This is a genomic window from Candidatus Nitrosacidococcus sp. I8 (assembly GCF_945836005.1).
Taxonomy (GTDB): domain Bacteria; phylum Pseudomonadota; class Gammaproteobacteria; order Nitrosococcales; family Nitrosococcaceae; genus Nitrosacidococcus.
In genome coordinates this window covers 203,277-229,292 of the sequence record NZ_OX241534.1, presented here as the reverse complement: position 1 = coordinate 229,292, position 26,016 = coordinate 203,277, and the positions used below count along the sequence as shown (strand labels likewise).

Sequence of the window (26,016 nt, the reverse complement as noted above, 5' to 3'; positions counted from 1 at the left end):
GATAGATTGTAATAAAGAAATTTTAAGTACCTATATTCTCACTATGTACTAATTAATGTTAACCAGCTTCTTGCTATATTACACTTGAGAGACAAATTTTTTTAATAAACTAAAATCTATTTTACACTATGCTGATTTTTGAATCTTCACGCCCAAACCGACATGCACCAACTCAAATTCCTAAAAATAATTCTATTACAGAAGATTTACCACAGGATCTATTGAGAAAAACTCCTCCTAGGTTACCTGAAGTCTCTGAATTGGATGTAGTCCGGCATTACACCCGGTTATCTCAAAAAAATTTTTCAATCGATACCCACTTCTACCCCTTAGGTTCCTGTACTATGAAGTACAACCCTAAGATTTGTCATACATTAGCTCATCTGCCTGGATTCTTAGAGCGACACCCAGCAACGCCTGATTTTCTAAGTCAAGGCTATTTATCTTGTCTTTATGAGCTGCAAGAAATTCTAGCTGCTATTACAGGGATGAAGGCTATTAGCCTTGCTCCTATGGCTGGAGCTCAAGGAGAATTTACTGGAGTTGCAATGATCCGAGCTTATCATGATGCAATGGGTAATCATGAACGGCGTGAAATGCTAGTTCCTGATGCAGCCCATGGTACCAATCCTGCAACAGCAACCATGTGCGGTTTTCAAGTACGGGAAATTCCTACCAATGCGGAAGGAGATATAGATTTAGCAGCACTTGATAAAGTACTCGGACCAAAAACCGCAGGAATTATGTTGACTAATCCTTCTACCTTAGGGATTTTTGATCGTAATATTAAAACGGTTGCCGATAAAGTGCATCAGGCAGGTGGGTTACTCTATTATGATGGAGCAAACCTAAATGCTATTTTAGGTAAAGTAAAACCTGGAGATATGGGTTTTGATGTCATTCATCTTAACTTACATAAAACCTTTGCTACGCCTCATGGTAGCGGCGGCCCTGGAGCCGGACCTGTTGGTGTTGGTGAAAAATTACTCCCTTTTCTTCCTATCCCCCGAGTAGGTAGAAGAGCGGATGGACAATACCGCTGGCTTGTAGAAGAGGATTGCCCACAGAGTATTGGTCGACTTTCTGCTTGGATGGGGAATGCAGGAGTTTTACTCCGTGCTTATATTTACATTAGATTGTTGGGTCGAGAAGGTATGGAGCGAGTATCTGATTTCTCTGCTCTAAATGCTAACTATCTTGCAAAGAGAATGAGCGAGCTAGGATTTGATTTAGCTTATCCAACTCGTCGTGCTGGTCATGAATTTGTGGTTACCTTAAAACGACAAGCTCAAGAAATGAATATGACAGCAACTGATGTGGCTAAACGATTACTAGATCTTGGTTTTCATGCGCCTACTGTTTATTTTCCCCTCTTAGTCCCTGAGTGTCTTTTGATAGAGCCAGCAGAGACAGAGAGTAAACAAACTCTTGATTCTTTTGTTGATGCCATGGCACAAATTATAAGAGAGGCACACGAGGATCTAAATCAGCTTAAATCCGCTCCTCACAATTTACCAGTACGTCGCCTTGATGAGGTCAAAGCAGCACGAGAATTGGATATCGCTTGGCAGGGTTAAAGTGAAGCTATATGATTCTTTAAATAAAAATTTCATAATCAAGGAGAAAACATGCCAGCATTAATTTGTGGATCATTTGCCTACGATACGATCATGGTGTTCCACGATCAGTTCAAAAAGCATATCCTTCCAGATAAAGTACATATGCTCAATGTTTCTTTTTTAGCACCTAAGCTACGTAGAGAATTTGGCGGATGTGCAGGCAATATCGCTTACAACCTTAAATTACTTCAAGGAGATCCTATCCCTATGGGGACGGTAGGAGATGATTTTACTTCCTATCGAGAATGGTTTACTAAAAAGGATATTCCACTCCAATATGTACGTTTAATTGATAATACTTATACTGCACAAGCATTTATTACTACAGATACCGATAGTAATCAAATTACAGTATTCCATCCAGGGGCGATGAATTTTTCCCATGAAAACAGAATTGAAGATGCTAACAGAAATAAGGATATTGATATTGGTATTGTTTCTCCTGATGGTCGAGATGGAATGATTCAGCATGCTAAGCAATTCTATGAAGCAGGTATTCCATTTATCTTTGATCCAGGGCAGGGATTGCCTATGTTTAGTGGAAATGAGCTTCTTACTTTTGTGCAACAAGCGACTTGGATAAGTATGAATGATTATGAAGCACATTTATTTCAAGATCGTACTCAGTTATCTATTGAAGAGCTTGCAAAACAAGTAAAGGCACTTATTATAACGCAAGGTGGTGATGGCTCTACTATTTATACTGAAGAAAAAGAGGTTAAAATTCCACCTGCTAGGGCTGCTACTCTATCGGATCCAACAGGGTGTGGCGATGCTTATCGGGCAGGGTTACTTTATGGTATTAGCCATGGTATGGATTGGGAAACCACCGGTCATATTGCTTCTTTATTAGGAGCAATTAAAATCGAATCCCATGGCACTCAAAATCATTATTTTAAGATTACAGAGTTTTGGGATCGGTTTAAAGATAATTTTGGTTACTGCCTTTAAGCTGGCTTTTAAATGATTCAAATTCAGTGATGGGGGCTAAACAAGTCTGACCATGGCAAATATAAGCTGTTACTCCATTTAAATTAATAGGCTGATATTTTTCTAGCTGTTTAGGCAAATACTTATTAGTATACAATGGAATTGCAAGCACTATTCTGCGTTGCATGTGGTGCTCAAAAGCAGGACGATGCCATGGAATCAATGCTGATTCAGGTCCTCGTAATATAATTATTTCTGGAGGATAAAGATATAATTCTAGTGCTTTAAGCAAGCTACAATGGGCATGAGGAGTTTGTTGGACACTAAACCAGCTCGTTTTTAAACATCGTTCAGCTGCTTCCAAATAAGCCATATTATCAAATAAATGCCCAAGCCGTATTAGGTTGTACGTCATTACCCCATTTCCTGATGGCGTTGCATTATCTGTTAAAGGTATCAAACGGGAAATAGGTACCTCTTGATCATGGGCAGTGAAATAAAAACCGCCCTGATCCTTATTCTCAAAGTGAGTAAGCACCGTATCAGTAAGTTGAATTAAAAAAGTAAAGAGCTCATCTTTCCATCGTATTTGTAATAAAGTTATTAGTGCATCGATAAGAAAAGCATAATCATCAAGATAAGCAGGGTATCTTGATTTTTTGTCTTTGTAAGTAGCCAGCAAACGATCATTTATCCATAAATTATTATGGATAAATCTTAATGCCTTCTCGGCAGAATCAATAAAATTAGGTTGATCTAATACTTGCCCTGCAGTTACCATACCTTTAATCATTAATCCATTCCAAGAAGTCAGTATTTTTTCATCTCGAGTTGGGTAAATGCGATTGCTTCTAGCGACACGTAGTTTTTCTTTAATAGTGATAATTTGTTTTTGAGTACTATCAAGAGGTAGTTCTAGTTTTTGAGCTAAAATTTCCTCACTAATAGTACAATGTAGGTGCCAATAATCTTCAAAATTGCTAGGCTGATCTAGCCCAAAATACTGATTGGCTAATTGATATTCACTGTCATCTAATATGGGTTGGATTTCCTTTTCAGACCAAACATAGTATTTACCTTCATGGCCTTCTGAGTCTGCGTCTAGAGATGAGTAATACCCTCCTTCTGGAGATTGCATTTCTCTAATCACCCAGTTTCCAGTCTCGAGTAAGACTCTACGATATAATTTCGTTTTTAATAAACTATAGGCTTTACTATAGAGAAATAATAATTGCCCATTGTCGTAAAGCATTTTTTCAAAGTGAGGAATTTGCCATTTTCCATCAACTGAATAACGATAAAACCCTCCACCTATCTGGTCATAAATTCCTCCTAATGCCATATAATCTAAAGTGATCTGAAGTTTAGTAGTGGATTGCTGTTGTTCTTCTTTTGTTAAATAAGATCCTATAGTTTCATTCAAATATCGTTCAATGATAGGAGGATTAGGAAATTTAGGAGCACCTTTCATCCCGCCATATTGAAAATCAAAGGATTGGGATAATTCTTCCTGCGATTTCTTTAGAGGAGAAAAATCTAAGCTGGAAACTTTATCAATCTGGATTCGTTTATCAATATTTCTAAAAGCAGCTAATAAACGGCTATTTTGGGCATAAATTTCTGAAGAATTTGTGTGAAAATACTGGGAAATTTGCTGTAATAAATCTTTAAACCCAGGTAATCCATATCGGCTTTCAGGGGGAAAATAAGTACCACCGAAAAAGGGGACTTGTTTTGTAGGCTCTAAAAATAAAGTTAATGGCCAGCCGCCTGTTCTACCAGTTAGCATCTGTTGTGCCAACTGATAGATTTGATCTAAATCAGGGCGCTCTTCTCTATCTACTTTAACATTGATAAAGTGTTGATTCATAATGAGTGCTGTATCTTTATTTTCAAAAGATTCGTGAGCCATGACATGGCACCAATGGCAAGCAGAGTAGCCAATAGAGAGTAAAATAGGTTTTTTTTCTTGAGAGGCACGATCTAGTGTATCTTTATTCCAAGGATGCCAATCTACTGGATTATCTACATGTTGTAATAGGTAGGGGCTTGTTTCGTTTTGAAGGTGATTTTTCATAGCGCTAATAAAATTTTATATAAATAGCTAGATTTACCCTTTCAGTATACTGGCTTAAAATTTTTTCTGTATAGTAATACAAATTTTATGAAAGGATTAATACAAGAAAATACGATCATTCCTCTAGAGTTAGAAGGAAAGCGTCTAGATCAGACACTTGCTCAAATCTTTCCTGCCTATTCTCGTACTCGTCTTCAAATGTGGCTAAAGAATGGTCAAGTAAAAATTAATGATACTTCAGCTCGCCCTCGAGATATAGTATCAGGCGGAGAATCTGTAATACTACATGCAGAAGTAGAAACTGAAACTGAGTGGAAACCTCAGCCTTTACCACTTCATATTATTTATGAGGATGAAGCTCTCATTATTATTAATAAGCCAGCTAATTTAGTAGTACATCCAGCAGCAGGCAATTATGATGGTACTTTAGTCAATGGATTATTGAACTATGCTCCCGAATTAGAAGCAATACCTCGGGCAGGGCTTATTCATAGATTAGATAAAGATACTACAGGTCTGTTAGTCATTGCTAAAACTATTCCAGCTCATACTAATTTAGTGCAGCAGTTACAAAATTATCAGATACATAGGGAATATCGAGCAATTACTACAGGGGTAATAACAAGTGGAGGTGTGATTAGGGCACCTATAGCCCGCCATCCTATCGATCGAAAAAGAATGTCTGTAAATGATTCTGGAAAACCAGCTGTTACTTACTATAGAGTATTATCCCGTTTTCAGTCCCACACCTACGCAGCCTGTTTTTTAGAGACAGGTAGGACACATCAAATCCGAGTTCATCTAGCTTATATCAATTACCCCTTACTTGGAGATCCTGTTTATGGCAGGCGTCTCCAAATCCCAGAAAAAAGTAATGAAATGCTGACTGACAGGTTACGTAATTTTAAGCGGCAAGCACTACATGCCGTTCGCTTAGAGCTTACTCATCCATTAAATGGGCAGAACATGGCTTGGGAAGCGCCACTTCCAGAAGATATGAAAAATATACTTACTTTACTTAAAGAAAATAATAATTTTAAATAAAGGTAATATTGTACTCTTTAGCTTAAAGCAGATAAGCATAAATTCATCAAGGAACTTGGGAAAAGCCCTAATCCTAATAATGCTAAACTATTACCGCTCATACACCATTGAAAATCAGCTTTTACACTCAAAGGAGTAGTTTCACTAGATTTATCAAAGTACATATATTTGACTACTCGTAAGTAGTAGAAAGCACCTATAACAGAAGAAACTACCGCAACTATAGCTAACCAGATTAATCCCTTATCTATTATAGCCATAATAACTGCCCACTTAGCATAGAATCCCGCAGTGGGTGGAAATCCCATCATCGCGAACATTAAAATGAGCATCATAAAAGCAAACCAAGGGCTACGCTCATTTAATCCTTTAAAATTTTCTATTTGATCAGACTCAAACCCTGATCTAGAAAGTAATGCAATCATTCCAAAGCTACCAAGGCTCATAAGAGTATATATTATGATATAAAACATAGAAGCTGCGTATCCTGTATGAGTACCTGTAAGCGTACCTAAAAAGAGAAATCCCATATGGGATATAGCAGAATATGCAAGCATACGTTTAATATTACTTTGGGCAATTGCTACAATATTTCCAAGCACCATGGAGAGAGAAGCAAGAATAATCATCATGCCCTCCCATTGCGGCTGTATTCCTTCTAAGCTATCTACTAGCAAACGCATAAGCATTGCAAACGCAGCAACTTTAGGAGCAGTACCGATATAAAGGGTTACTGCTGTTGGTGCGCCATGATATACATCAGGAAGCCACATATGAAAAGGCACTGCTCCAAATTTAAAAGCAAGTGCTGCCATAATAAAGACTAACCCAAATGCTAAGACGATACTCGAGTTACCATCAGTATTTTTTGCAATTGTATTTGCTATGGCATCAATTTCAAGGCTCCCAGTTACTCCATATATCATAGACATACCATAGAGCAACATACCAGAAGCAAGCGATCCTAGCACAAAATATTTCATTGCTGCCTCAGCAGCTAAGTTATTATTTCTATTTAGTGCCACCATAGCATACTGGCTTAGGGAGAGGAGCTCCAAACCTAAATAAAGAAGTAGAAAATGATGAGCTGAAGTAATAACCATAATCCCTAACATCCCAAAGAGGCCAAGGATATAAAATTCCCCTTTTTCTAAATTTCTGGCTTGAAGATAATCCCGGGAATATAAAAAGACCAAAAAAACAGTTAGATAAATAAATATTTTTAGCGAGTCGCTTAAAGGATCTTTAATATAGCTATTATTAAATGTGATGCTATGGGAAGAGGAATCAAAATAGTATAGCGTAACTAATGCTAAAATTATTAACGTAGCTTGTGTAATTTTATATGCTATTTTACCGCTTTGTGCACCACTATAAGCAACCGCTAATAAAAGTACGCAGCCCATTCCTAGAGTTAATATTTCTGGCAGTGCAGGTAAAAAATTGGGCGTATCGAAACTCATCTTGTTTATTCTGTGGCTTATAATTTAAATTAATTTTGACACTGTGATTTGGGATAATAGGTGATCTATAGATTCGTGCATAACCTCTAATAAAGGTTGAGGCCATACTCCGAGAAATAATACTGCTACTGCTAATGAGCCAAGGATTAGAAACTCCCTTGTACTTAAATCTTTCAAAGCAGCTACATTATCATTTGATACTTCACCAAACACAACTCGCTTAATCATCCATAGAGAATAGGAAGCACTTAGAATTAGTGTAAGTGATGCCCAAAAAGCATACCAAAAATTAGCTTGAAACGCTCCTAAAATCACTAAAAACTCACCTACAAAACCGGAGGTGCCAGGTAATCCCGTATTTGCCATTGCAAATAAAACCCAGAACGCACCAAAGATAGGCATTGTGTTAATGACACCACCATAATCCTTAATAAGACGAGTATGCATGCGATCATATAAGACCCCCATACATAAAAACATACCAGCAGATACAAGACCGTGGGAAATCATCTGCACTAGTGCGCCTGAAAGCCCTAGGGTAGATCCTTCTCCTTCAGTTCCTTGAGCAAAGATTACAAAGCTAATAAATAGCCCTAAAGTAACAAATCCCATATGGGAAACACTAGAATAAGCAATAAGTTTTTTAATGTCTTGTTGCACGATAGCAACTAACCCAATATAGACTATAGCAATCAAAGAAAGGGTAATAATGAACCAATCTAAAGCAAGGCTAGCATCGGGTACAATCGGTAGGCTAAACCGCATAAGACCATAAGCACCCAGCTTTAAAGCGATTGCTGCTAGTATAACCGATCCTCCAGTAGGGGCTTCAACGTGAGCATCCGGTAACCAAGTATGCACAGGCCACATAGGTATTTTTACTGCAAAGGCAATTAGAAAAGCAAAAAATAATCCTATCTGAGCTTGCATTCCTAAAGGGACTTCATGAAAGCTAAGAATATCAAAATTACCAGTAACACTCCTTAAGTAGAGAATTGCAATTAAAAAGAAAACTGATCCAAAAAAAGTATAGAGGAAAAACTTAAGTGTAGCGTAAACTCGATTAGGTCCTCCCCAAATACCAATAATCAGAAATAGAGGTATCAATGTACCTTCAAAAAATATATAAAATAAAATGCTATCTAATGCTGCAAAAACTCCATTCATTAACCCTTCCATAATTAAAAAACTAGCCATATATTGGGCTAATTTATATTTAATTATTTGCCAACCAGCAATGACTACTAGGAGGGTAGAGAATGTATTTAAAATAATAAGCGGCATCGAAATACCATCAATACCTACATGGTAATAAACTTTAAAAGCTTCTAACCATACTATTTTTTCTTGAAACTGCATTGTAGCTTCACTGGTATCAAACCAAATATATAGAAACCAGCTTATTAGAAAAGATAGCCCTGCAAAGAATAGTGCAGATTTACGAATTTGATCGGTAGGACGGTTACTTATCCCAAGTACTACTAAACCACCCATAATTGGCAACCAAATAACTAATGAGAGAATTGGAAACTGTAACATTATTCCTATCCCTTATAAATTACAAAGCCACCAATGAGAAATAAAAGACCCAAAATCATGGCAAAAGCATAATGAAAAAGATAACCAGATTGTAAATGGCGTGAAATTTGAGCGGTGACACTTACTACTCGTGCTGATCCATTTACCATTAAACCATCAATTAGTAGCCGTTCTCCAAATCGAGAAAATAAATTCCCGATATAACGAAAGCCCCCTGCAAAGAAAATTTCATTAAATCGATCAAAGCCATATTTATTTATTAGAACCCAATAAATTAGAGAGAATCGAGATCTAATTTGGTTAGGTAATTTAGGATAAGCAATATATAAAAGCCACGCAGTGATTACACCTGCAGCTGCTAAAAGAAAAGGAAGACCTTTAAATCCTTCTAAAATAAATGGAATAATCCCTTCATGTAATTCAGTACCCATTTTTTCTAATACGTTATGATTCGGCAATACTGCTATTGCTTCGCCAAAAAAACCATCAAACAAAAGGGTTTTTATATAGATTCCTACAATGACAGAAGGTATAGCCAATAAAATAAGCGGAATGGTAACGACATATGGAGATTCTTTAAGATGACTCTTCGTATGCTCATCCATTCTTTCTTCTCCATGAAAGGTAAGAAATAACATTCGAAATGTATAGAAGGCTGTCACAAAGACTCCGGAAACTACCATCAAATAAGCAAAACTAGATCCCGGCATATTAGAAAGGTGTACTGCTTCAATAATAGAGTCTTTGGAGAAAAAACCTGAGAATCCAGGAAATCCGATTAACGCAAGTGCACCAATAATCATTGTCCAATAGGTAATAGGCATATATCTTTTTAATCCGCCCATTTTCATCATATCCTGTTCATGATGCATCGCAATAATTACGGAACCAGCACCTAAAAATAAAAGTGCCTTAAAAAATGCATGAGTCATTAAGTGAAAAATACTTGCTGAATAAGCAGAAACACCAAGAGCAACCGTCATATATCCTAATTGGGATAAAGTAGAATACGCAATAACTCGCTTAATATCATCTTGTACGATACCCACAAGCCCCATAAAAAATGCAGTACATGCACCGATGATTAGCACAAACCCTAAAGCAGTCTCTGATAACTCATATATAGGCGACATTCGAGCCACCATAAAAATTCCTGCAGTTACCATAGTAGCAGCATGAATAAGCGCAGAAATAGGTGTAGGTCCTTCCATAGAATCAGGTAGCCAAACATGTAGTGGCATTTGGGCAGATTTACCCATTGCTCCGATAAAAAGAAGAATGCCTATTACTGTAGGTACTGCATAAGAAGTATTAGGAAATAGTGATATTGTTTTTTCTGATAATGACGGAATTGCTGCAAACACTTCACTATAATCTAAGCTACCTGTATACATTAATACACAGGCAATTCCTAATAAAAATCCAATATCTCCTACACGGTTGACAAGAAAGGCTTTAAGATTAGCATAAATCGCTGATTCTTTTTTATACCAAAATCCTATTAATAGGTAGGATATTAATCCCATTATTTCCCAACCTACAAAAAGTTGCAGAAAGTTATTAGCCATAACCAGCATTAACATGGAAAATGTAAATAGTGCAATATAGCTAAAAAATCTCTGATATCCAGGATCATCATCCATATAACCAATGGTGTATATATGTACCATTAAAGATACAAAACTTACAACTACCATCATGAGAGCACTCAAATGGTCGATTAAAAATCCTATTTCTAAGTGGAAATTCCCCGTACCTATCCAAGTGTAGATATGCTCATTATAGGTAGCTCCACTTGTTACTACTTGAATGAAAACAATGGAAGATAACAGGAAGGAAATTGCAACTCCAGCTATTGCTGCACGATGAGACCAGACACGTCCAACTTTACGACCAAATAAACCTGCAATAATACAACCGATTAAGGGTGCTATTATTATTCCGATAGTTTGGGCTTTCATCTCGTTCTAGCCCTTTAATTTATCCCAGTCACCAACATTAATAGTATGTCTGGTGCGAAATAACACTACAAGAATTGCAAGACCAATAGCACTTTCTGCTGCAGCGACTGTTAATATAAAAAAAACGAATACTTGACCAGATATATCTTCTAGGAAATGTGAAAATGCAAGAAAATTTATATTAATTGCTAACAACATAAGCTCAAGTGACATGAGGATGATAATAATATTCTTCCGATTTAGGAAAATCCCAGCAACGGAAAGACAGAACAATAGTGCGCCTAAAACTAAAAAATCAGATAGTGTTACCATTATCGCTTATTTAACCTATTTACGTGTTTCCGAGTTGGTCATTTTAACCAGCCTAACTCGATCTTTGGGATTCACTTGTACTTGTTGTGACGGATCTTGATGTTTATTGGTACCTCTCCGCAGAGTGAGAGTGATCGCAGCGACAATAGCTATTAGCAAAATTGCTGCAGCAAGCTCAAAAGGATAACTATAGACTGTATAGAGGATATTCCCTAGCTCCTCTGTGTTACTATAGTTTGAATCGTGAGGTGTGGGTACAGGTACAGATAAGCCAAAATTCTCTGGCTTTAATACCGCCATCATCTCAAATGCAGTGAGTGCTGATACTATAAATCCTACGGGAAGATATTTGATAAACCCTTCTCGTAAGGAAACTAAATTAATATCTAACATCATAACTACGAATAAAAATAAAACCATTACTGCACCGATATAGACCAGTACTAGAATAATAGCTAAAAATTCTGCTTCAAGTAACAACCAAATTGCTGCACTTGTAAAAAAAGCTAAAATTAAAAATAAGGTTGCTTGAATAGGATTGCGTACTGTAATTACCATAGATGCCGCAAACAGCAAAATAGCAGAAAAGATATAAAATAGTATTTTTTCCATAAATAATATATAAAACTTGAGTGCTATTAATTATCGATAAGGTGCATCCGCTGTCCTATCAGCAGCAATCTGATGTTCATATTTATCACCAATCGCTAATAATTGCTCCTTATGCATAATCTGTTCGCCACGTTCTTCAAAATGGTAATCAAAAACTCTTGTCAATACAATTGAGTCAACAGGGCATGCTTCTTCGCAAAAACCACAATAAATACACTTAAAAAGATCAATGTCATATCGAGTTGTACGACGAGTTTTATCTTCCCTTTGATGAGAGTCAATAGTAATGGCCAAAGCAGGACATACGGCCTCGCATAATTTACAAGCAATACACCTCTCTTCTCCATTAGGGTAGCGTCGTAGAGCATGAAGCCCTCTGAATCTAGGAGATAAGGGAGTTCTTTCTTCTGGAAATTGGACAGTTATTTTTCTAGCAAATAGATAACGACCTGTTAGTCTTAGACCAAGAATTAGTTCCCAGAGTAAAAAACTTTTTAAATAAGAACGTAAGATATTCATATATAGCCTCCTCTATTTATGCAAACCAAGGACCTATATGTGTAATTCTAGCCCCACCTACTACTAATAGCCATACGATTGTAATAGGAATAAACACTTTCCATCCCAATCGCATAATCTGATCATAGCGATATCGTGGATAAGTAGCACGAAGCCAAAAATAAAAAAATAAAAAAAATGCTGTTTTTGCTAATAGCCAAAAAAGGCTAGGAATGGATGCAAATGTTGACTCAAATCTGGTACCTTCAAAAGGAGACAGCCATCCACCTAAAAACATTAAAGCGGCTAGGGTTGAAACTAAGATCATTTCCACGTATTCAGTAAGATAGAAAAGTGCAAATGCGGTTCCTGAGTACTCTACATGATACCCTGCAACAATTTCTGATTCACCCTCTGCCATATCAAAAGGGGCACGGTTAGTTTCTGCTACTCCTGAAATGTAATACACTAAAAATAAAGGAAACAATGGAAGCCAAAACCAATGCCATATACCGCCTGTTTGTGCATTTACTATCTTGCTAAGATTAAGACTACCTGCAGCAATCAGCACCCCAACTAAAGCAAAGCCCATAGCAATTTCATAAGATACAATTTGTGCAGCCGATCGCATAGCACCTAAAAAAGCATATTTAGAATTAGAAGCCCATCCTGCTAAGATAATTCCATACACGCTCATAGAACCAATAGCTAGAATATAAAGCAGCCCAGCATTAATATCTGCTAGGACTAACTCTGGACTAAAAGGAATAACAGCCCATACAGAAAGTGCCGGAGCGATAGCAAGCACAGGAGCTAAGAAGAATAAATACTTATTAGCACTGGTAGGAATAATGATTTCTTTAAGAATTAATTTAACTACATCTGCAATTGGCTGTAACCAACCTCTAGGACCTACTCTATTGGCAGATACTCGAACTTGCATAAACCCAATAATTTTCCGCTCAGCAAAAGTAAGCCATGCAACTGTAAGTAGTAAAGGCAATATAATACCAACAATCTTAATAAGGATAACTAAGACAGTTAAAAAATAACTAAACATTGCTTACTTTAATTCCCCTGATGCGACTTGCACATAAGTAAATGGAGCACCTAAAGATGCTGTTTCTTCAATCCCTGTAGCTAATTGTATGCACCCTTCAGCAACTAGATCACTTATTTCAAATGGTAACCTAGTTTTGTTCCCTTCTTGGCTTATTTCAATATACTTTGCATCTTGCAAACCTAATTTATTTATATCAATACTATTAAGATAAGCAATATGGGCTGCTTGTCCATCAGGGCTTTGTTGTAGCGGATAACTACGCCTAATTAAACTATTTACTCTATAGATAGGAAGTTCTGCTATTCTTACTAATCCTATTTTTTCTTCTTTATTTTCAATACCTAGAGATTTAGGATACCAAGCGACTCTTTTAGTTTTGCCTATTTTTTTGATTTCATCTTTTAGTGCATTGCATACCTCTTCAGAGGAAAAATATTCAAATTCAGGAATTTGTAATAAGTTACCTAAAACACGCAATACCTTCCAACCGGGGCGAGCATCTCCTGATGAGTGTGTTGCTGCAGTGAAACTCTGCCAATGCCCTTCAAGATTAATAAATGTCCCTGATGTTTCTGTAAAATTGCTAATAGGTAGTAAAATATCTGCGTATTCAAGCACATGTTTACTACAAAATGCTGTTAAAGAAACAACAAAATTGGCATCTTGTAGTGCTTTTTGAGCTAGTCCAGGGTTGATACAATCAAACTCTGGTTCAACGCCTAGTAGCAAGTATCCTGAAAGCCCCTTTTCGAATATAGATTGCCAATCCAGCCCTTTTACTGGAACAAAATTACCACCAGGACCTTGATGCGGTAGTGCTCCGGCGATAGCTGCACCTATTGCATTACCCCCAGAGGGAATAAATCCTATTTGAGTATTGGTTAATTGACCTATCAAATAACTAAGTGCTTGAAGCGTTGAAAAATTTGGATGACCTTCTGCTATTTTTCCTAAAAAGATCCGTGCATTAGTAGACCCTACTAATCGTTTAGCTATTGCTCGCTCTGAACTTGTAGGCTCTATGTTATCTAGCAGTACTGTCCAATTATTTTCTAAAGTTTCTGATTTCAATTCAATTAAGCTTTTAGCGATTCCCGCAAGTCCATGGATCATTCCATAGGAGTCAGTAATTATTTTTTCTACGACTGGAAACCGCACTAAATAGTCTACTGGATTAATAATAGCTATTTTTGCTCCATGGTGGGCTGCTTTGCGAAATTTTAACCCAAGAAGAGGATGATCTTTATGGGGGTTAACACCAACTAATAGAATTAAATCAGAGTTCTCTATTTCTTCAATAGAGTGCTTAAATGCTAGATCTTCAAGATGGATTCCAAAATTATGAAAATCCTGTTGATGTAGGCGAGAATCAATATTATTACTGTGTAATCCTCGAAGGAGTTTCTGAAAAAGATAAAGCTCTTCAGTTGTGGCATAAGGAGAAATAAGACCACCTAATTGAGTACCCCCACTTTTCTCTACTATAGATCTTAATCCATGGGCTACTGCTCCTAGTGCTTCCTCCCAATCTACTTCTTGCCAAACACCATTTTGTTTTACCATAGGGTGTTTCAGCCTATCTTCGTGGGTTAATCCTAAACAGCCATAGCGATCTCTGTCTGTAATCCAAGTCTCATTAATGGTTTCATTTTCACGAGGAACGATTCGCATCACTTGATTTCGTAGAATATGCAGTTCAATATTGGTGCCCATACTATCATGAGGAGAAATAGCAGGATGCCCTGTCATTTCCCAGGCTCGTGCTTTAAAGCGATAAGGCTTATCAGTGAGCGCACCTACTGGGCATAGATCTATAACATTTCCAGATACCTCAGAGGTTAAGCTATGATCAATATAGGTACCAATTTCCATTAGCTCACCACGATCTGTTGCACCTAATTCCTTTAACCCAGCGATTTCTTCACCAAACCGAATACAACGAGTACAGTGAATACAACGAGTAAGTTCAGTTTGGATTAAGGGACCAATATCTTTATCTCTTACAACTCGTTTACCTTCTGTAAATCTAGATATATCATTACCATAGCCCATAGCCAAGTCTTGCAGCTCGCATTCTCCGCCCTGATCGCAGATAGGGCAATCTAATGGATGGTTAATTAACAAAAACTCCATTACTCCCTTTTGAGCTGCAATTGCTTTAGGCGAGTTAGTAAATACTTTCATTCCCTCCATAACAGGAGTGGCACAAGCAGGTACAGGTTTTGGTGATTTATCAGTCTCTATCAAACACATACGACAATTGGCAGCAACTGATAATTTTTTATGATAGCAAAATCTAGGAATATAAATTCCTGCTTCATCGGCAACCTGGATAACCATCTTTCCAGACTCTACGTTAAATTTTACTCCATCAATTTCGATATGAACCATCTCTGGTTTTAGCCTCCTATAACCAGCTATCTGCTAAGAAACTTTATGATCAATATAGTATTGAAACTCATTACGAAAATGCTTAATAAAACTTATTACTGGTGTCGCTGCAGCATCTCCTAATGCACAAATAGTGTGCCCGTTAATATTATTAGCGATACTAATAAGTTTATCTAAATCTTCTTGGAGACCTTGTCCATGATAAATACGGTGAATTACCCGATTCATCCAGCCAGTACCTTCCCGGCAAGGAGTACATTGCCCACAAGACTCTTCTCGATAAAAATGAGAAATTCTATTTAGAGCCCGTACCATACAAGTCGTTTCATCCATTACAATCACGGATCCTGCACCTAGCATAGATCCCGCTTTTGATATGGATTCATAATCCATATTAGTTTCCATCATAATTTCTGCAGGTACCACAGGTACTGAACTTCCTCCGGGGATTACAGCTTTTAAAGTATGACCGTTACGTACACCTCCGGCCAATTCAAGCAGATCTTTAAAAGATGTTCCCATAGGAACTTCATAATTACCAGGGCGATTTACATGCCCAGAAACACAAAAGATTTTACTTCCACCACTAGTAGGTGTACCTAGTTCAAGAAACCATTGGCTTCCTTTTTCTAAAATGACTGGAACAGACGCAAGACTTTCAGTATTATTAATTGTAGTTGGTTTGCCATATAGACCATATCCCGCAGGGAATGGTGGTTTAAAGCGTGGCTGCCCTTTTTTCCCCTCAATAGAATTTAATAATGCGGTCTCTTCACCACAGATATAAGCTCCAGCCCCAGGATAATAATAAAGATCAAAATCAATTCCAGACCCTAATATATTTTTTCCCAACAACCCTGCTTCATATGCTTCTTTAAGTGCAACACTAAATCGTTCAATAGGTTCTGCAAACTCTCCGCGAATATAATTATATCCTGTACTCGCACCAATCACATATCCAGCGATTGCCATCCCCTCTATTATTTGATGAGGATTATACCGAAGAATATCACGATCTTTAAATGTACCTGGCTCACCTTCATCTGAATTACAAACGATATACTTGTTTCCAAGTTTATTTCGAGGCATAAAACTCCATTTAACCCCAGTTGGGAATCCTGCCCCTCCTCTTCCCCTAAGCCCTGATGCTTTTAACTTACTAATAATTTCTGTAGGATCCGTTTTTTCTTCTAAAATTTTCTTCCATGAGCGATATCCTCCTATTTTAAAATAAGTATCGATTGTCCAAGGAGGATCGTATTTTAAAGTTCGAAAGCAGACTTGATTCAATGCAATCATTTTAAAGATTCGAGTATTTGATCAATTTTTTCTGGCGTTAGATTTTCATAGTAAGTACTTCCAATTGCCATCATTGGTGCACCACCACAAGCTCCTAAACACTCTACTTCTTTTAGAGTAAAGCGTTGATCCTCTGTGGTTTCATTAAAACTAATCCCTAATCGCTTCTTTAAGTGAGTGACCACTTGATCAGAATTACACAGCTGGCAAGAAATATTAGTGCAAACGCAAATTTTATGGTGCCCGACAGGCTCTAATTCAAACATAGAATAGAACGTAGCCACTTCGTAAACGCTAATAGGAGACATATCTAAGTACTCTGCTATAGCATCCATTAGCTCGTTAGTTAAATAGCCACCATTGAAGTCCTGAACGATATGAAGTGCTGGGATAACCGCTGATTGTTTTTTATCCTGTGGATATTGAGCAATCCAATGGTCAATTTGACCATATACCTCACCAGAAAGGATATTACTTCTTTGTGCTGCCACCTTAATTTTCTACCTTTTCATCGTTAATATTTTATCGGTCAATTTCCCCAAAAACCACATCCATTGTCCCGATAATAGCAACAACATCAGCAAGCATATGCCCACTTACCATCTCATCCATAGCAGCTAAGTGAGCAAATCCTGGTGCTCTAATTTTTAACCGATAAGGCTTATTTGCCCCATCAGATATAAGGTAAACACCAAACTCACCTTTAGGTGCTTCTATTGCAGTGTATACTTCTCCTTCTGGAACGCAATAACCCTCAGTGAATAATTTAAAATGATGAATAAGAGATTCCATTCCTTTTTTCATAGTTTCCCTATTAGGTGGAATAACTTTATTATTATCTATTACAACAGGGCCAGGATTTATACGTAGCCAATCTATACACTGTTTTATAATACGATTAGATTGGCGCATTTCCTCTATTCGCACTAAATAACGATCATAAGAGTCACCGTTTACACCAACTGGAATATCAAAATCTAACTGATCATATATAGCATAAGGTTGTTTTTTTCTTAGATCCCATTCTACACCAGATCCTCGAAGCATAGGACCACTAAACCCTAGCTGAAGGGCTCTTTCTGGAGTTACTGCACCAATACCTACGGTACGCTGCTTCCAAATTCTATTATCAGTAAGTAAGGTTTCATACTCATCAACGCATTTAGGAAAACGGCGAGTAAAATCCTCAATAAAATCAAGTAAAGATCCAGTTCGGTTTTGATTACGAAGTGCTACTTCCTTTTCAGAGTGCCATTTAGAAGGCTCATATAGAGACATGGCTTCAGGTAAATCACGATATACCCCCCCAGGCCGGTAGTAAGTAGCATGCATACGAGCTCCAGAAACAGCCTCATAGCAATCCATAAGATCCTCACGCTCTCGAAAACAATATAAAAATACTGTCATTGCCCCAACATCCATGCTGTGAGATCCTAGCCACATTAAATGATTAAGAATTCGAGTAATTTCATCAAACATTACTCTAATGTATTGGGCACGTGGCGGCGGCTCTATTCCTATGAGTTTTTCAATTGCTTGAACATAACCATGTTCATTACACATCATAGATACGTAATCTAAGCGATCCATATAACCAATACTTTGGTTAAAAGGTTTACTTTCCGCTAATTTCTCAGTGGCACGATGAAGTAGTCCAATATGAGGATCTGCCCGCTTAATAACCTCTCCATCCATTTCAAGCACTAGACGTAAAACCCCATGAGCTGCTGGATGTTGCGGACCAAAATTTAGAGTAAAATTACGTATTTCAGCCATGGTTATCTTTATTGCTCATAACTTGATAGCGATGATCGCTCTCTATTACCCGAGGGACCAATACTCTAGGTTCTATACTCACTGGTTCATAAACCACTCTACTTTGCTCTGAGTCATAGCGCATTTCTACATTTCCACTTAAAGGAAAATCTTTACGGAAAGGATGCCCAATAAAGCCATAGTCTGTTAGAATTCGGCGTAGATCTGGATGACCATCAAAAAGAATACCAAAAAGATCAAAAGCCTCTCGTTCAAACCAGTTTGCAGAAGTCCATAAATTCACCAAAGAAGGCACAATCGGCGTAGATTCGCTAATAAATGTTTTTACTCGTAATCGCCAGTTATATCGTATAGAAAGGAGGTGAACAACCACAGCAAATCGAGAGTCAGTGGTTGTGGATTCTTTATGTTGTTTTCTTTCTACAGCACGCCCAAATCCTGTTGATGTTGCCCTCTTAGTTGTTGACCAATCAGCAACTCCATAATCTAAATAATCCACCCCGCATAAATCGATAAGCTGCTCAAAATGAAATTCCTCTTCATTTCGGAGAATATTATGTACTGAGAGATAATGTTCACACGGAGCTTGGATAGTAAGTTCATCTTTTTCTAGATAACAAAATCTTATTTCATTACTTAACCGTTGCTCAATGCGACTTTTTAATTCAACTATCTCCATATTAATATCTAGCCAATTCTAAATTTTTATTTAACTTACCGAGCTATAGTATAGGTGCGTTTTATTTTATTCTGTAACTGCATAATGCCATAAAGCAAGGCTTCAGCTGTAGGTGGGCAGCCAGGAACATAAATATCAACAGGTATAATACGATCACATCCTCGTACAACAGAATAAGAATAGTGATAATACCCACCACCATTAGCACAAGATCCCATAGAAATTACCCATTTAGGCTCTGACATTTGATCGTATACTTTACGTAAAGCAGGTGCCATTTTATTCACTAGGGTACCTGCTACAATCATTACATCTGACTGGCGAGGACTAGGTCTAAAAAGAACACCAAACCGATCAAAATCATAGCGAGAAGCACCAGCATGCATCATTTCTACCGCACAGCAAGCAAGACCAAAAGTCATAGGCCAAAGAGATCCTGTTCTTGCCCAGTTAATGAGCTGATCCGCTTTAGTGGTTACTACTCCGCGTTCTAGTATACCTTCTATTCCCATTCTAAAGCCCCTTTATTCCATTCATAAATAAACCCTACTACTAAGATGCCTAGAAAAACAACCATTGAAAGGAAACCATATAAACCAATGTTATCTAATACGATTGCCCATGGAAAGAAAAAAGCTGTCTCCAGATCAAAAATAATGAATAAAATAGCCACTAAATAATAGCGAACATCAAACTTCATCCGGGCATCTTCAAAGGCTTCAAATCCACATTCATAGGGAGAGTTTTTTTCAGGACTTGGACGATGAGGAGCTAAACTGAAGCCTAAACCTAATAAAACCCCTCCTATAAGGAGACTTACAATAATAAATATCAGAATAGGGATATAGTTATCTAACATAGGTAATATTTTTATATTTTCTAAAGCATATAGAATTATAAACTATCCTTATTTGGATTTATCTCTAATTTTTTTAGAGCAGCGTTAGAATCTTCAATGTGTTTAACTAAACAGCATTACTTTGATATACAGGTTATCGTATCTATCTAGTTAAATAAATTATATTTGGTGCCGATGGCCGGAGTCGAACCGGCACAGGTTACCCCACTGCCCCCTCAAGACAGCGTGTCTACCAATTCCACCACATCGGCAATTTCATCTTATTCTCTTGATGTTGAATTATCTTTTTGAAGCTTACTATCTTTTTTATTGGAATCTTCTATAACATGATTCGTTACTTTATCGCTGGAATTCATATTCTCAATTTTCTCATCTATCTGAACTTTAGTTCCGTTTACTTCATTGCCTTCAGGAGGTAATGGAGGAATAACCATATTTTCATCAGCAACAATTTTTGGTTTTACTATTTCAGTAATACTTCTACTTTGAGTATCTCGATTAGAAAAATAAGCTAAAGACAGACTAGTAATAAAAAACATTGTTGCAAATATTGCGCTGGCTCGTGTAAGAAAATTAGCAGATCCACTAGCACCAAACACAGTTGCTGAAGCCCCGCTACCAAAAGAAGCCCCTTCATCAGCTCCCTTACCATGTTGAATTAATACTAATCCTACTAATATTACTGAGACAATGAGATGAATTATTAATAATAAACTGTGCATGATAGTTTTTAACTAGCTGCTTGACAAATTGTTAAAAAATCCTTTGCTTCTAAAGAAGCACCGCCTACTAATCCCCCATCAATATCAGGCATTGTAAATAACTCTGCAGCGTTATCCCCCTTAACACTACCACCATAGAGAATTCTTAATTCTTGTGCTATTTCAGGGCTCTGCTCAGAGAGATAATTGCGAATAAAACTATGAACTTCTTGTGCTTGATCTGGGGTTGCTGTATGACCTGTACCGATAGCCCATATCGGTTCATAAGCAATTACTGCTTTATTAAAAGCATGAATATCTGTATGTAAAAAAACATCATCTAACTGCTCTTTTACTACTCGCTCTGTTATTCCTTCTTCTCTCTCTCTTAGAGACTCACCAACACAAAGTATAGGAGTTAAGTTCGCTTGCTGAACGGCCACAAATTTCTTTGCAACTATACCATTAGTTTCCCCATATAAAGTACGTCGTTCAGAGTGACCTACGATCGCAAAGTGACACTCTAGATCTGCCAACATATATGGAGATACCTCACCGGTATAAGCACCTGCACTATGATGAGATACGTTTTGTGCTCCCCATTTTATGTTAGATCCTTCTAACAAATGTTTAATATCTGCTAAATATATAAAGGGAGGGCAAACTACAATCTCTACGACTTCCCCTATTTCCTCTATTCCTTCTTTTTTTAGAAGCTCTAACAGGTGATGATTTGTATCTTGTAAACCGTTCATCTTCCAATTACCAGCTACTAGGGGTTTTCGCACCTATCTATACCTCAAATGTGAAAATCAATATAAAAAGTGAAGTTTACTTTGTAAATAAGCAAAAATCAATTTTAAAGTTGATTCATACTATTAGTTACAGTCTGTGCAAGCTGTTGTGCTAATAAACTTACTTGGGATTCGCTTGGCCCCTCTACCATTATTCTAATGACTGATTCAGTTCCGGACGAGCGTAATAGCACCCTACCCTCTCCTCTTAATTGATTTTCAACATCACGCACAGCACTCATAATCACTTTATCTTCATAAGGATTTATTTTCTGATCTATATGCACATTAATAAGGCATTGGGGATATTTATTTATAGCTTCCTTTAAATCATACAAGGATTTACCGGTAGTAGCCATCTCTACTAAAATTTGAAGTGCCGATATGATTCCATCACCAGTTGTTGTGCGATCAAGGCAGATAATATGCCCTGATGATTCTCCCCCTAAAATACATTTATTATCTTGAAGCATTTCTAAAACATATCGATCGCCAACCTGAGCTCTTATTAGTGAAATTCCTAGAGTAATAAGAGCTTTCTCTAATCCAATATTGCTCATAAGGGTACCTACCACAGCAGATCCTGATAGAGTATTATCTCTTTGCCTAGATCTTGCTATGATATAGAGAAGTTCATCTCCATCTACAATTTCTCCTTTGTGATCAATCATAATGACTCGATCACCATCTCCGTCTAAAGCGATGCCTACATCCGCCTCAGATTCTAATACTTTACGCCGCAATGTTTCTGGAGAAGTAGAGCCATAACCGTCATTAATATTTAATCCATTGGGGGAAACACCAATAGTGATTACACTTGCTCCCATCTCTTTAAATACATCGGGGGCTACATGATAGGTAGCTCCATGAGCACAATCGATCACAACCTTTATTCCTGAAAGATCTACACTTGCAGGTCCTGTACTTTTACAAAATTCAATATACCTGCCAGAGGCATCAACCACCCTTTCTACTTTCCCTAAATGGGATGAACTAACTGTTTCCATAGGAGATTCAAGTTCATGTTCAATAGCTAACTCTACTTCGCCAGCTAATTTTGTTCCCGCACTAGAAAAAAACTTAATACCATTGTCATAATAGGGATTGTGAGAAGCACTGATTACTATACCTGCCTTTGCATGTAGTGTACGTGTAAGATATGCAATACCTGGGGTAGGCATCGGTCCTAACAGCCTAATATCTACCCCTGCTGAAGATAACCCTGCTTGGAGAGCAGATTCAAACATATAACCTGAAATACGAGTATCTTTGCCAATAAGCACTTTACCTTGACCTCCTCGAGCAAGTACTCTACCAACAGCCCACCCTAAATGGAGCACTACATCAGCAGTAATTGGATGAGTACCAACTTTACCGCGTATCCCATCAGTACCAAAGTATTTTTTTTTCATGCTTATTCTCTTTCATTATTAACTTTCATTACCTTGTCATATAAGGTAAGTATTTGCTTTGTTGCTCTCACGTCATGGGTTCTTATTATTTTCGCACCTTCCCATATAGCAAGAGCTGCTAAAGATACACCTCCATAGAGTCTATTTTCTAGAGGATCATCTAATAATGCACCAATAAATGACTTACGGGAAATACCTACCAATACAGGAAATCCTATGCTACAGATAGAATTTAAATATTTGAGTAACAATAGATTATGGGTAACATTTTTACCAAAGCCGAACCCTGGATCAAGAATAAGATATTCATGAGAAATACCATACTGTGTGCAGGTATTTATTCGTTCAAGAAAAAAACTTTTTATTTCTTCTACTACATTGTGATAGTAAGGGTTCATCTGCATGGTTTTAGGGGTGCCTTGCATATGCATTAGGCATATAGGCACCTTAAGACTACTTGCTACTTTCAATGCGTCTTTCGTTTGTAATGCATTAATATCATTAATAAAGCTAGCACCTGATGTAACTGCTGCTTCCATTACTTCTGGGTTACTCGTATCAATAGAGATAGGAACAGAGAGTTCTTGGCTTAATATTTTTATGATAGGAATAGTGCGTTGTATTTCTACATCTATAGAAACTGACTCTGATCCGGGCTTAGTAGATTCGCCACCAATATCGATAATATCAGCACCTTCGGAAACCATTTGGTGTGCTCTCTGAATTGCTCTATCGATATCTAAATACTCCCCCCCATCAAAAAAAGAATTAGGAGTCACATTAAGTATTCCCATGATACGAGGAGAATCAAGTGTAATTTTTTTATTTTTGCAATAAATATATTGCAGCAAGAGTAGTTTCCATTCTTATCTTCTATAAAATAGCAAGATATTCTTATAAAAAGATGATATTAAATATCCTGTTAGGCACTACGCTTAATTCAGTATAGTAAATGACATAAATAAAGCCTACGGTACATCCATGTACCTTTTAAAAATACTAGTGCTGATTAGCAGGAATTGAACTACCCTCAGTAGAAGATGAATCTTTTGAAAGCTTTATACCGTCACTAGGAGGCTCCATATTATCAGATGCTCCATACTCCTTGGGTGGACGCGGTTCCTTACCAGCCATAATGTCATCGATTTGCTCCTTATCAATAGTTTCATACTTCATAAGTGCATCCGACATAATGTGTAATTTATCCACATTTTCCTCTAGAAGATTTTTTGCTCGCTGATAGTTTCGATCAATAATGGATCTTATTTCAGAATCTATTGCTGAAGCAGTAGTGTCAGCAATATTTTTATGCTGTGTTACTGAATGGCCTAGAAAGACCTCCCCTTGCTCTTCACCATAAGCTAAAGGTCCCATTTTCTCAGAAAGGCCCCACTGGGTTACCATATTCCGAGCAAGCTCTGTAGCTCGTTGGATATCATTAGAGGCGCCCGTAGTAACCCGATCAGTGCCAAAAATAAGTTCTTCGGCTAGTCGACCGCCAAATAAGCTAGAAATCTGACTTTCAATCTGAAGTTTACTGTAGCTGTAACGATCTTCCACTGGAAGAAACATAGTGATACCTAAAGCTCTACCTCGAGGAATAATGCTTACTTTATAGACTGGATCATGAGAAGGAACTAAACGACCTACAATAGCATGACCTGCTTCGTGGTAAGCAGTAAGCTTTTTATCATCTTCATTCATTACAGCTGAGCGTCGCTCAACACCCATTAAAATTTTATCCTTAGCTTTTTCCATATCTGCCATATGAACTAAGCGTTGGTTAGCACGTGCTGCAAATAAAGCAGCCTCATTCACGAGGTTCGCAAGATCAGCTCCTGAAAAACCAGGAGTACCTCTAGCAATATAAGATGGTTCGACATCCTTATCTATTGGAACTTTACGAAGATGGACTCTAAGAATCTGCTCTCTTCCCCGAATATCCGGGAGAGATACTACAACTTGGCGATCAAAGCGTCCTGGTCTTAGCAAAGCTGGATCTAAAACGTCTGGACGGTTTGTTGCTGCAATAATAATAACTCCTTCACTACCTTCAAAACCATCCATTTCTACTAATAGCTGATTTAGTGTTTGTTCTCGCTCATCATGCCCACCACCAAGGCCTGCACCTCTTTGGCGACCTACTGCGTCAATTTCATCAATAAAGATAATACAAGGAGCATGCTTTTTAGCATTTTCAAACATATCCCGAACTCGAGAAGCCCCTACACCCACAAACATTTCCACAAAATCAGATCCGGAAATAGTAAAAAAAGGTACTTTTGCCTCTCCAGCAATTGCTTTAGCAAGGAGTGTTTTACCTGTTCCAGGGGAACCAACCATCAGTATACCTCGAGGGATTTTTCCACCTAATTTTTGAAATTTTCCAGGATCCCGTAGGAACTCAACAAGCTCTTTAACTTCTTCTTTTGCTTCATCACATCCTGCCACATCCCCAAAAGTCACTTTTATTTGCTCTTCATTCAACATACGAGCTCGACTTTTACCAAAGGATAAAGCACCTCTTCCGCCACCTCCACCCTGCATTTGGCGCATGAAAAAAACCCAGACGGCAATAAGAAGTAACATAGGAAACCATGAGATAAAAATCTGCATGAAAAACCCATTACTCTCTTCAGGTCGTGCTGCGATAGTAACCCCATTATCTAACAAGTCACCAATCAATCCAGGATCACTACCAGGGCTATAAGTAATAAACTGCCTTCCCTCCTTAGTGTCACCGCTAATGCTGCGACCATCGATAATTACTCTACTAATATGCCCGCTTTTAACATCGGAAATAAATTGGGAATAATCAAGTTGATGCCCATTTACCTGACGAGATCCAAAACTGTTAAAAACCGACATAAGTACAAGAGCAATCACTACCCATAAAATAATATTTTTTGCTATGTCGTTCAATCTACTATCCCTCCCAAATTAATCTCACACTGTTGATAGCATCTGTAAGTATTTGTGATTACAAA

The 26,016-nt window shown here is 37.5% G+C and carries 23 protein-coding genes and 1 tRNA gene; 3 read left to right on the top strand and 21 right to left on the bottom strand.

The window, feature by feature from the left end; genetic code table 11:
* Window positions 1–128: 128 nt before the first annotated feature.
* A complete protein-coding gene (gene gcvPB, locus OOL07_RS01190) occupies window positions 129–1,577 on the top strand; it encodes an aminomethyl-transferring glycine dehydrogenase subunit GcvPB (protein WP_264694369.1) in 1,449 nt (482 codons plus the stop codon).
* Between the two features lie 51 nt (window positions 1,578–1,628).
* Window positions 1,629–2,570: a carbohydrate kinase family protein gene (locus tag OOL07_RS01185; RefSeq protein ID WP_264694367.1), complete on the top strand. Its 942-nt coding sequence runs from the start codon at window positions 1,629–1,631 to the stop codon at window positions 2,568–2,570.
* Here the strand turns inward: OOL07_RS01185 and OOL07_RS01180 are convergent.
* Window positions 2,542–4,626, bottom strand: coding sequence for a thioredoxin domain-containing protein (locus OOL07_RS01180; RefSeq protein ID WP_264694365.1), 2,085 nt, complete (start codon window positions 4,624–4,626; stop codon window positions 2,542–2,544). The genes OOL07_RS01185 and OOL07_RS01180 overlap by 29 nt on opposite strands.
* A gap of 87 nt (window positions 4,627–4,713) precedes the next feature.
* On the opposite strand from OOL07_RS01180, the gene rluD reads away from it, so the two are divergent.
* Window positions 4,714–5,670 (top strand): 23S rRNA pseudouridine(1911/1915/1917) synthase RluD, encoded by a 957-nt coding sequence (rluD, locus tag OOL07_RS01175; protein WP_264694363.1) that lies wholly within the window; start codon window positions 4,714–4,716, stop codon window positions 5,668–5,670.
* Window positions 5,671–5,687: 17 nt separating this feature from the next.
* Here rluD and nuoN read toward each other — a convergent pair whose 3' ends face one another.
* The 20 genes from nuoN to ftsH all read right to left on the bottom strand — a co-directional run bounded on the left by nuoN (window position 5,688) and on the right by ftsH (window position 25,942).
* A complete protein-coding gene (nuoN, locus tag OOL07_RS01170; RefSeq protein WP_264694361.1) occupies window positions 5,688–7,133 on the bottom strand; it encodes an NADH-quinone oxidoreductase subunit NuoN in 1,446 nt (481 codons plus the stop codon).
* 24 nt (window positions 7,134–7,157) lie between these two features.
* On the bottom strand, window positions 7,158–8,672 hold the full coding sequence (locus OOL07_RS01165) for an NADH-quinone oxidoreductase subunit M (RefSeq protein WP_264694359.1): 1,515 nt from the start codon (window positions 8,670–8,672) through the stop codon (window positions 7,158–7,160).
* 5 nt (window positions 8,673–8,677) lie between these two features.
* On the bottom strand, window positions 8,678–10,633 hold the full coding sequence (gene nuoL, locus OOL07_RS01160; protein ID WP_264694358.1) for an NADH-quinone oxidoreductase subunit L: 1,956 nt from the start codon (window positions 10,631–10,633) through the stop codon (window positions 8,678–8,680).
* A gap of 6 nt (window positions 10,634–10,639) precedes the next feature.
* A complete protein-coding gene (gene nuoK / locus OOL07_RS01155) occupies window positions 10,640–10,945 on the bottom strand; it encodes an NADH-quinone oxidoreductase subunit NuoK (RefSeq protein ID WP_197744620.1) in 306 nt (101 codons plus the stop codon).
* 15 nt (window positions 10,946–10,960) lie between these two features.
* Window positions 10,961–11,557 carry an NADH-quinone oxidoreductase subunit J gene (locus OOL07_RS01150; RefSeq protein WP_264694356.1) on the bottom strand — a complete coding sequence of 199 codons (597 nt, stop codon included), beginning with the start codon at window positions 11,555–11,557 and terminating at the stop codon, window positions 10,961–10,963.
* Window positions 11,558–11,587: 30 nt separating this feature from the next.
* Window positions 11,588–12,076 (bottom strand): NADH-quinone oxidoreductase subunit NuoI, encoded by a 489-nt coding sequence (gene nuoI, locus OOL07_RS01145; RefSeq protein ID WP_264694353.1) that lies wholly within the window; start codon window positions 12,074–12,076, stop codon window positions 11,588–11,590.
* A gap of 16 nt (window positions 12,077–12,092) precedes the next feature.
* A complete protein-coding gene (gene nuoH, locus OOL07_RS01140) occupies window positions 12,093–13,115 on the bottom strand; it encodes an NADH-quinone oxidoreductase subunit NuoH (RefSeq protein WP_264694351.1) in 1,023 nt (340 codons plus the stop codon).
* A gap of 3 nt (window positions 13,116–13,118) precedes the next feature.
* A complete protein-coding gene (gene nuoG, locus OOL07_RS01135) occupies window positions 13,119–15,509 on the bottom strand; it encodes an NADH-quinone oxidoreductase subunit NuoG (RefSeq protein ID WP_264694349.1) in 2,391 nt (796 codons plus the stop codon).
* 33 nt (window positions 15,510–15,542) lie between these two features.
* Window positions 15,543–16,808: an NADH-quinone oxidoreductase subunit NuoF gene (gene nuoF / locus OOL07_RS01130; protein WP_264694347.1), complete on the bottom strand. Its 1,266-nt coding sequence runs from the start codon at window positions 16,806–16,808 to the stop codon at window positions 15,543–15,545.
* Window positions 16,805–17,299 (bottom strand): NADH-quinone oxidoreductase subunit NuoE, encoded by a 495-nt coding sequence (gene nuoE, locus OOL07_RS01125; RefSeq protein ID WP_264694345.1) that lies wholly within the window; start codon window positions 17,297–17,299, stop codon window positions 16,805–16,807. The genes nuoF and nuoE overlap by 4 nt, the downstream gene beginning before the upstream one ends.
* 31 nt (window positions 17,300–17,330) lie before the next feature.
* Window positions 17,331–18,584, bottom strand: coding sequence for an NADH-quinone oxidoreductase subunit D (locus tag OOL07_RS01120; RefSeq protein ID WP_264694343.1), 1,254 nt, complete (start codon window positions 18,582–18,584; stop codon window positions 17,331–17,333).
* Entirely contained in the window at window positions 18,577–19,263 is a 687-nt protein-coding gene (locus OOL07_RS01115) for an NADH-quinone oxidoreductase subunit C (protein WP_413774097.1), read from the bottom strand. The genes OOL07_RS01120 and OOL07_RS01115 overlap by 8 nt, the downstream gene beginning before the upstream one ends.
* Window positions 19,264–19,298: 35 nt before the next feature.
* Complete coding sequence (locus OOL07_RS01110) at window positions 19,299–19,775, bottom strand: NuoB/complex I 20 kDa subunit family protein (protein ID WP_197744612.1); 477 nt, start codon at window positions 19,773–19,775, stop codon at window positions 19,299–19,301.
* Window positions 19,766–20,122 (bottom strand): NADH-quinone oxidoreductase subunit A, encoded by a 357-nt coding sequence (locus tag OOL07_RS01105; protein ID WP_264694336.1) that lies wholly within the window; start codon window positions 20,120–20,122, stop codon window positions 19,766–19,768. The genes OOL07_RS01110 and OOL07_RS01105 overlap by 10 nt, the downstream gene beginning before the upstream one ends.
* A gap of 166 nt (window positions 20,123–20,288) precedes the next feature.
* Window positions 20,289–20,373, bottom strand: a tRNA-Leu gene (locus tag OOL07_RS01100).
* 9 nt (window positions 20,374–20,382) lie between these two features.
* Window positions 20,383–20,844 carry a preprotein translocase subunit SecG gene (secG, locus tag OOL07_RS01095; RefSeq protein ID WP_264694334.1) on the bottom strand — a complete coding sequence of 154 codons (462 nt, stop codon included), beginning with the start codon at window positions 20,842–20,844 and terminating at the stop codon, window positions 20,383–20,385.
* An 8-nt stretch (window positions 20,845–20,852) separates the two neighbouring features.
* Window positions 20,853–21,611 (bottom strand): triose-phosphate isomerase, encoded by a 759-nt coding sequence (tpiA, locus tag OOL07_RS01090; protein WP_264694332.1) that lies wholly within the window; start codon window positions 21,609–21,611, stop codon window positions 20,853–20,855.
* Window positions 21,612–21,682: 71 nt separating this feature from the next.
* Window positions 21,683–23,029 (bottom strand): phosphoglucosamine mutase, encoded by a 1,347-nt coding sequence (gene glmM / locus OOL07_RS01085; protein WP_264694331.1) that lies wholly within the window; start codon window positions 23,027–23,029, stop codon window positions 21,683–21,685.
* A 2-nt stretch (window positions 23,030–23,031) separates the two neighbouring features.
* Entirely contained in the window at window positions 23,032–23,823 is a 792-nt protein-coding gene (gene folP, locus OOL07_RS01080; RefSeq protein WP_264694330.1) for a dihydropteroate synthase, read from the bottom strand.
* A gap of 205 nt (window positions 23,824–24,028) precedes the next feature.
* Window positions 24,029–25,942, bottom strand: a complete 1,914-nt coding sequence (gene ftsH, locus OOL07_RS01075; protein ID WP_264696302.1) for an ATP-dependent zinc metalloprotease FtsH — start codon at window positions 25,940–25,942, stop codon at window positions 24,029–24,031.
* Between the last annotated feature and the right edge of the window lie 74 nt (window positions 25,943–26,016).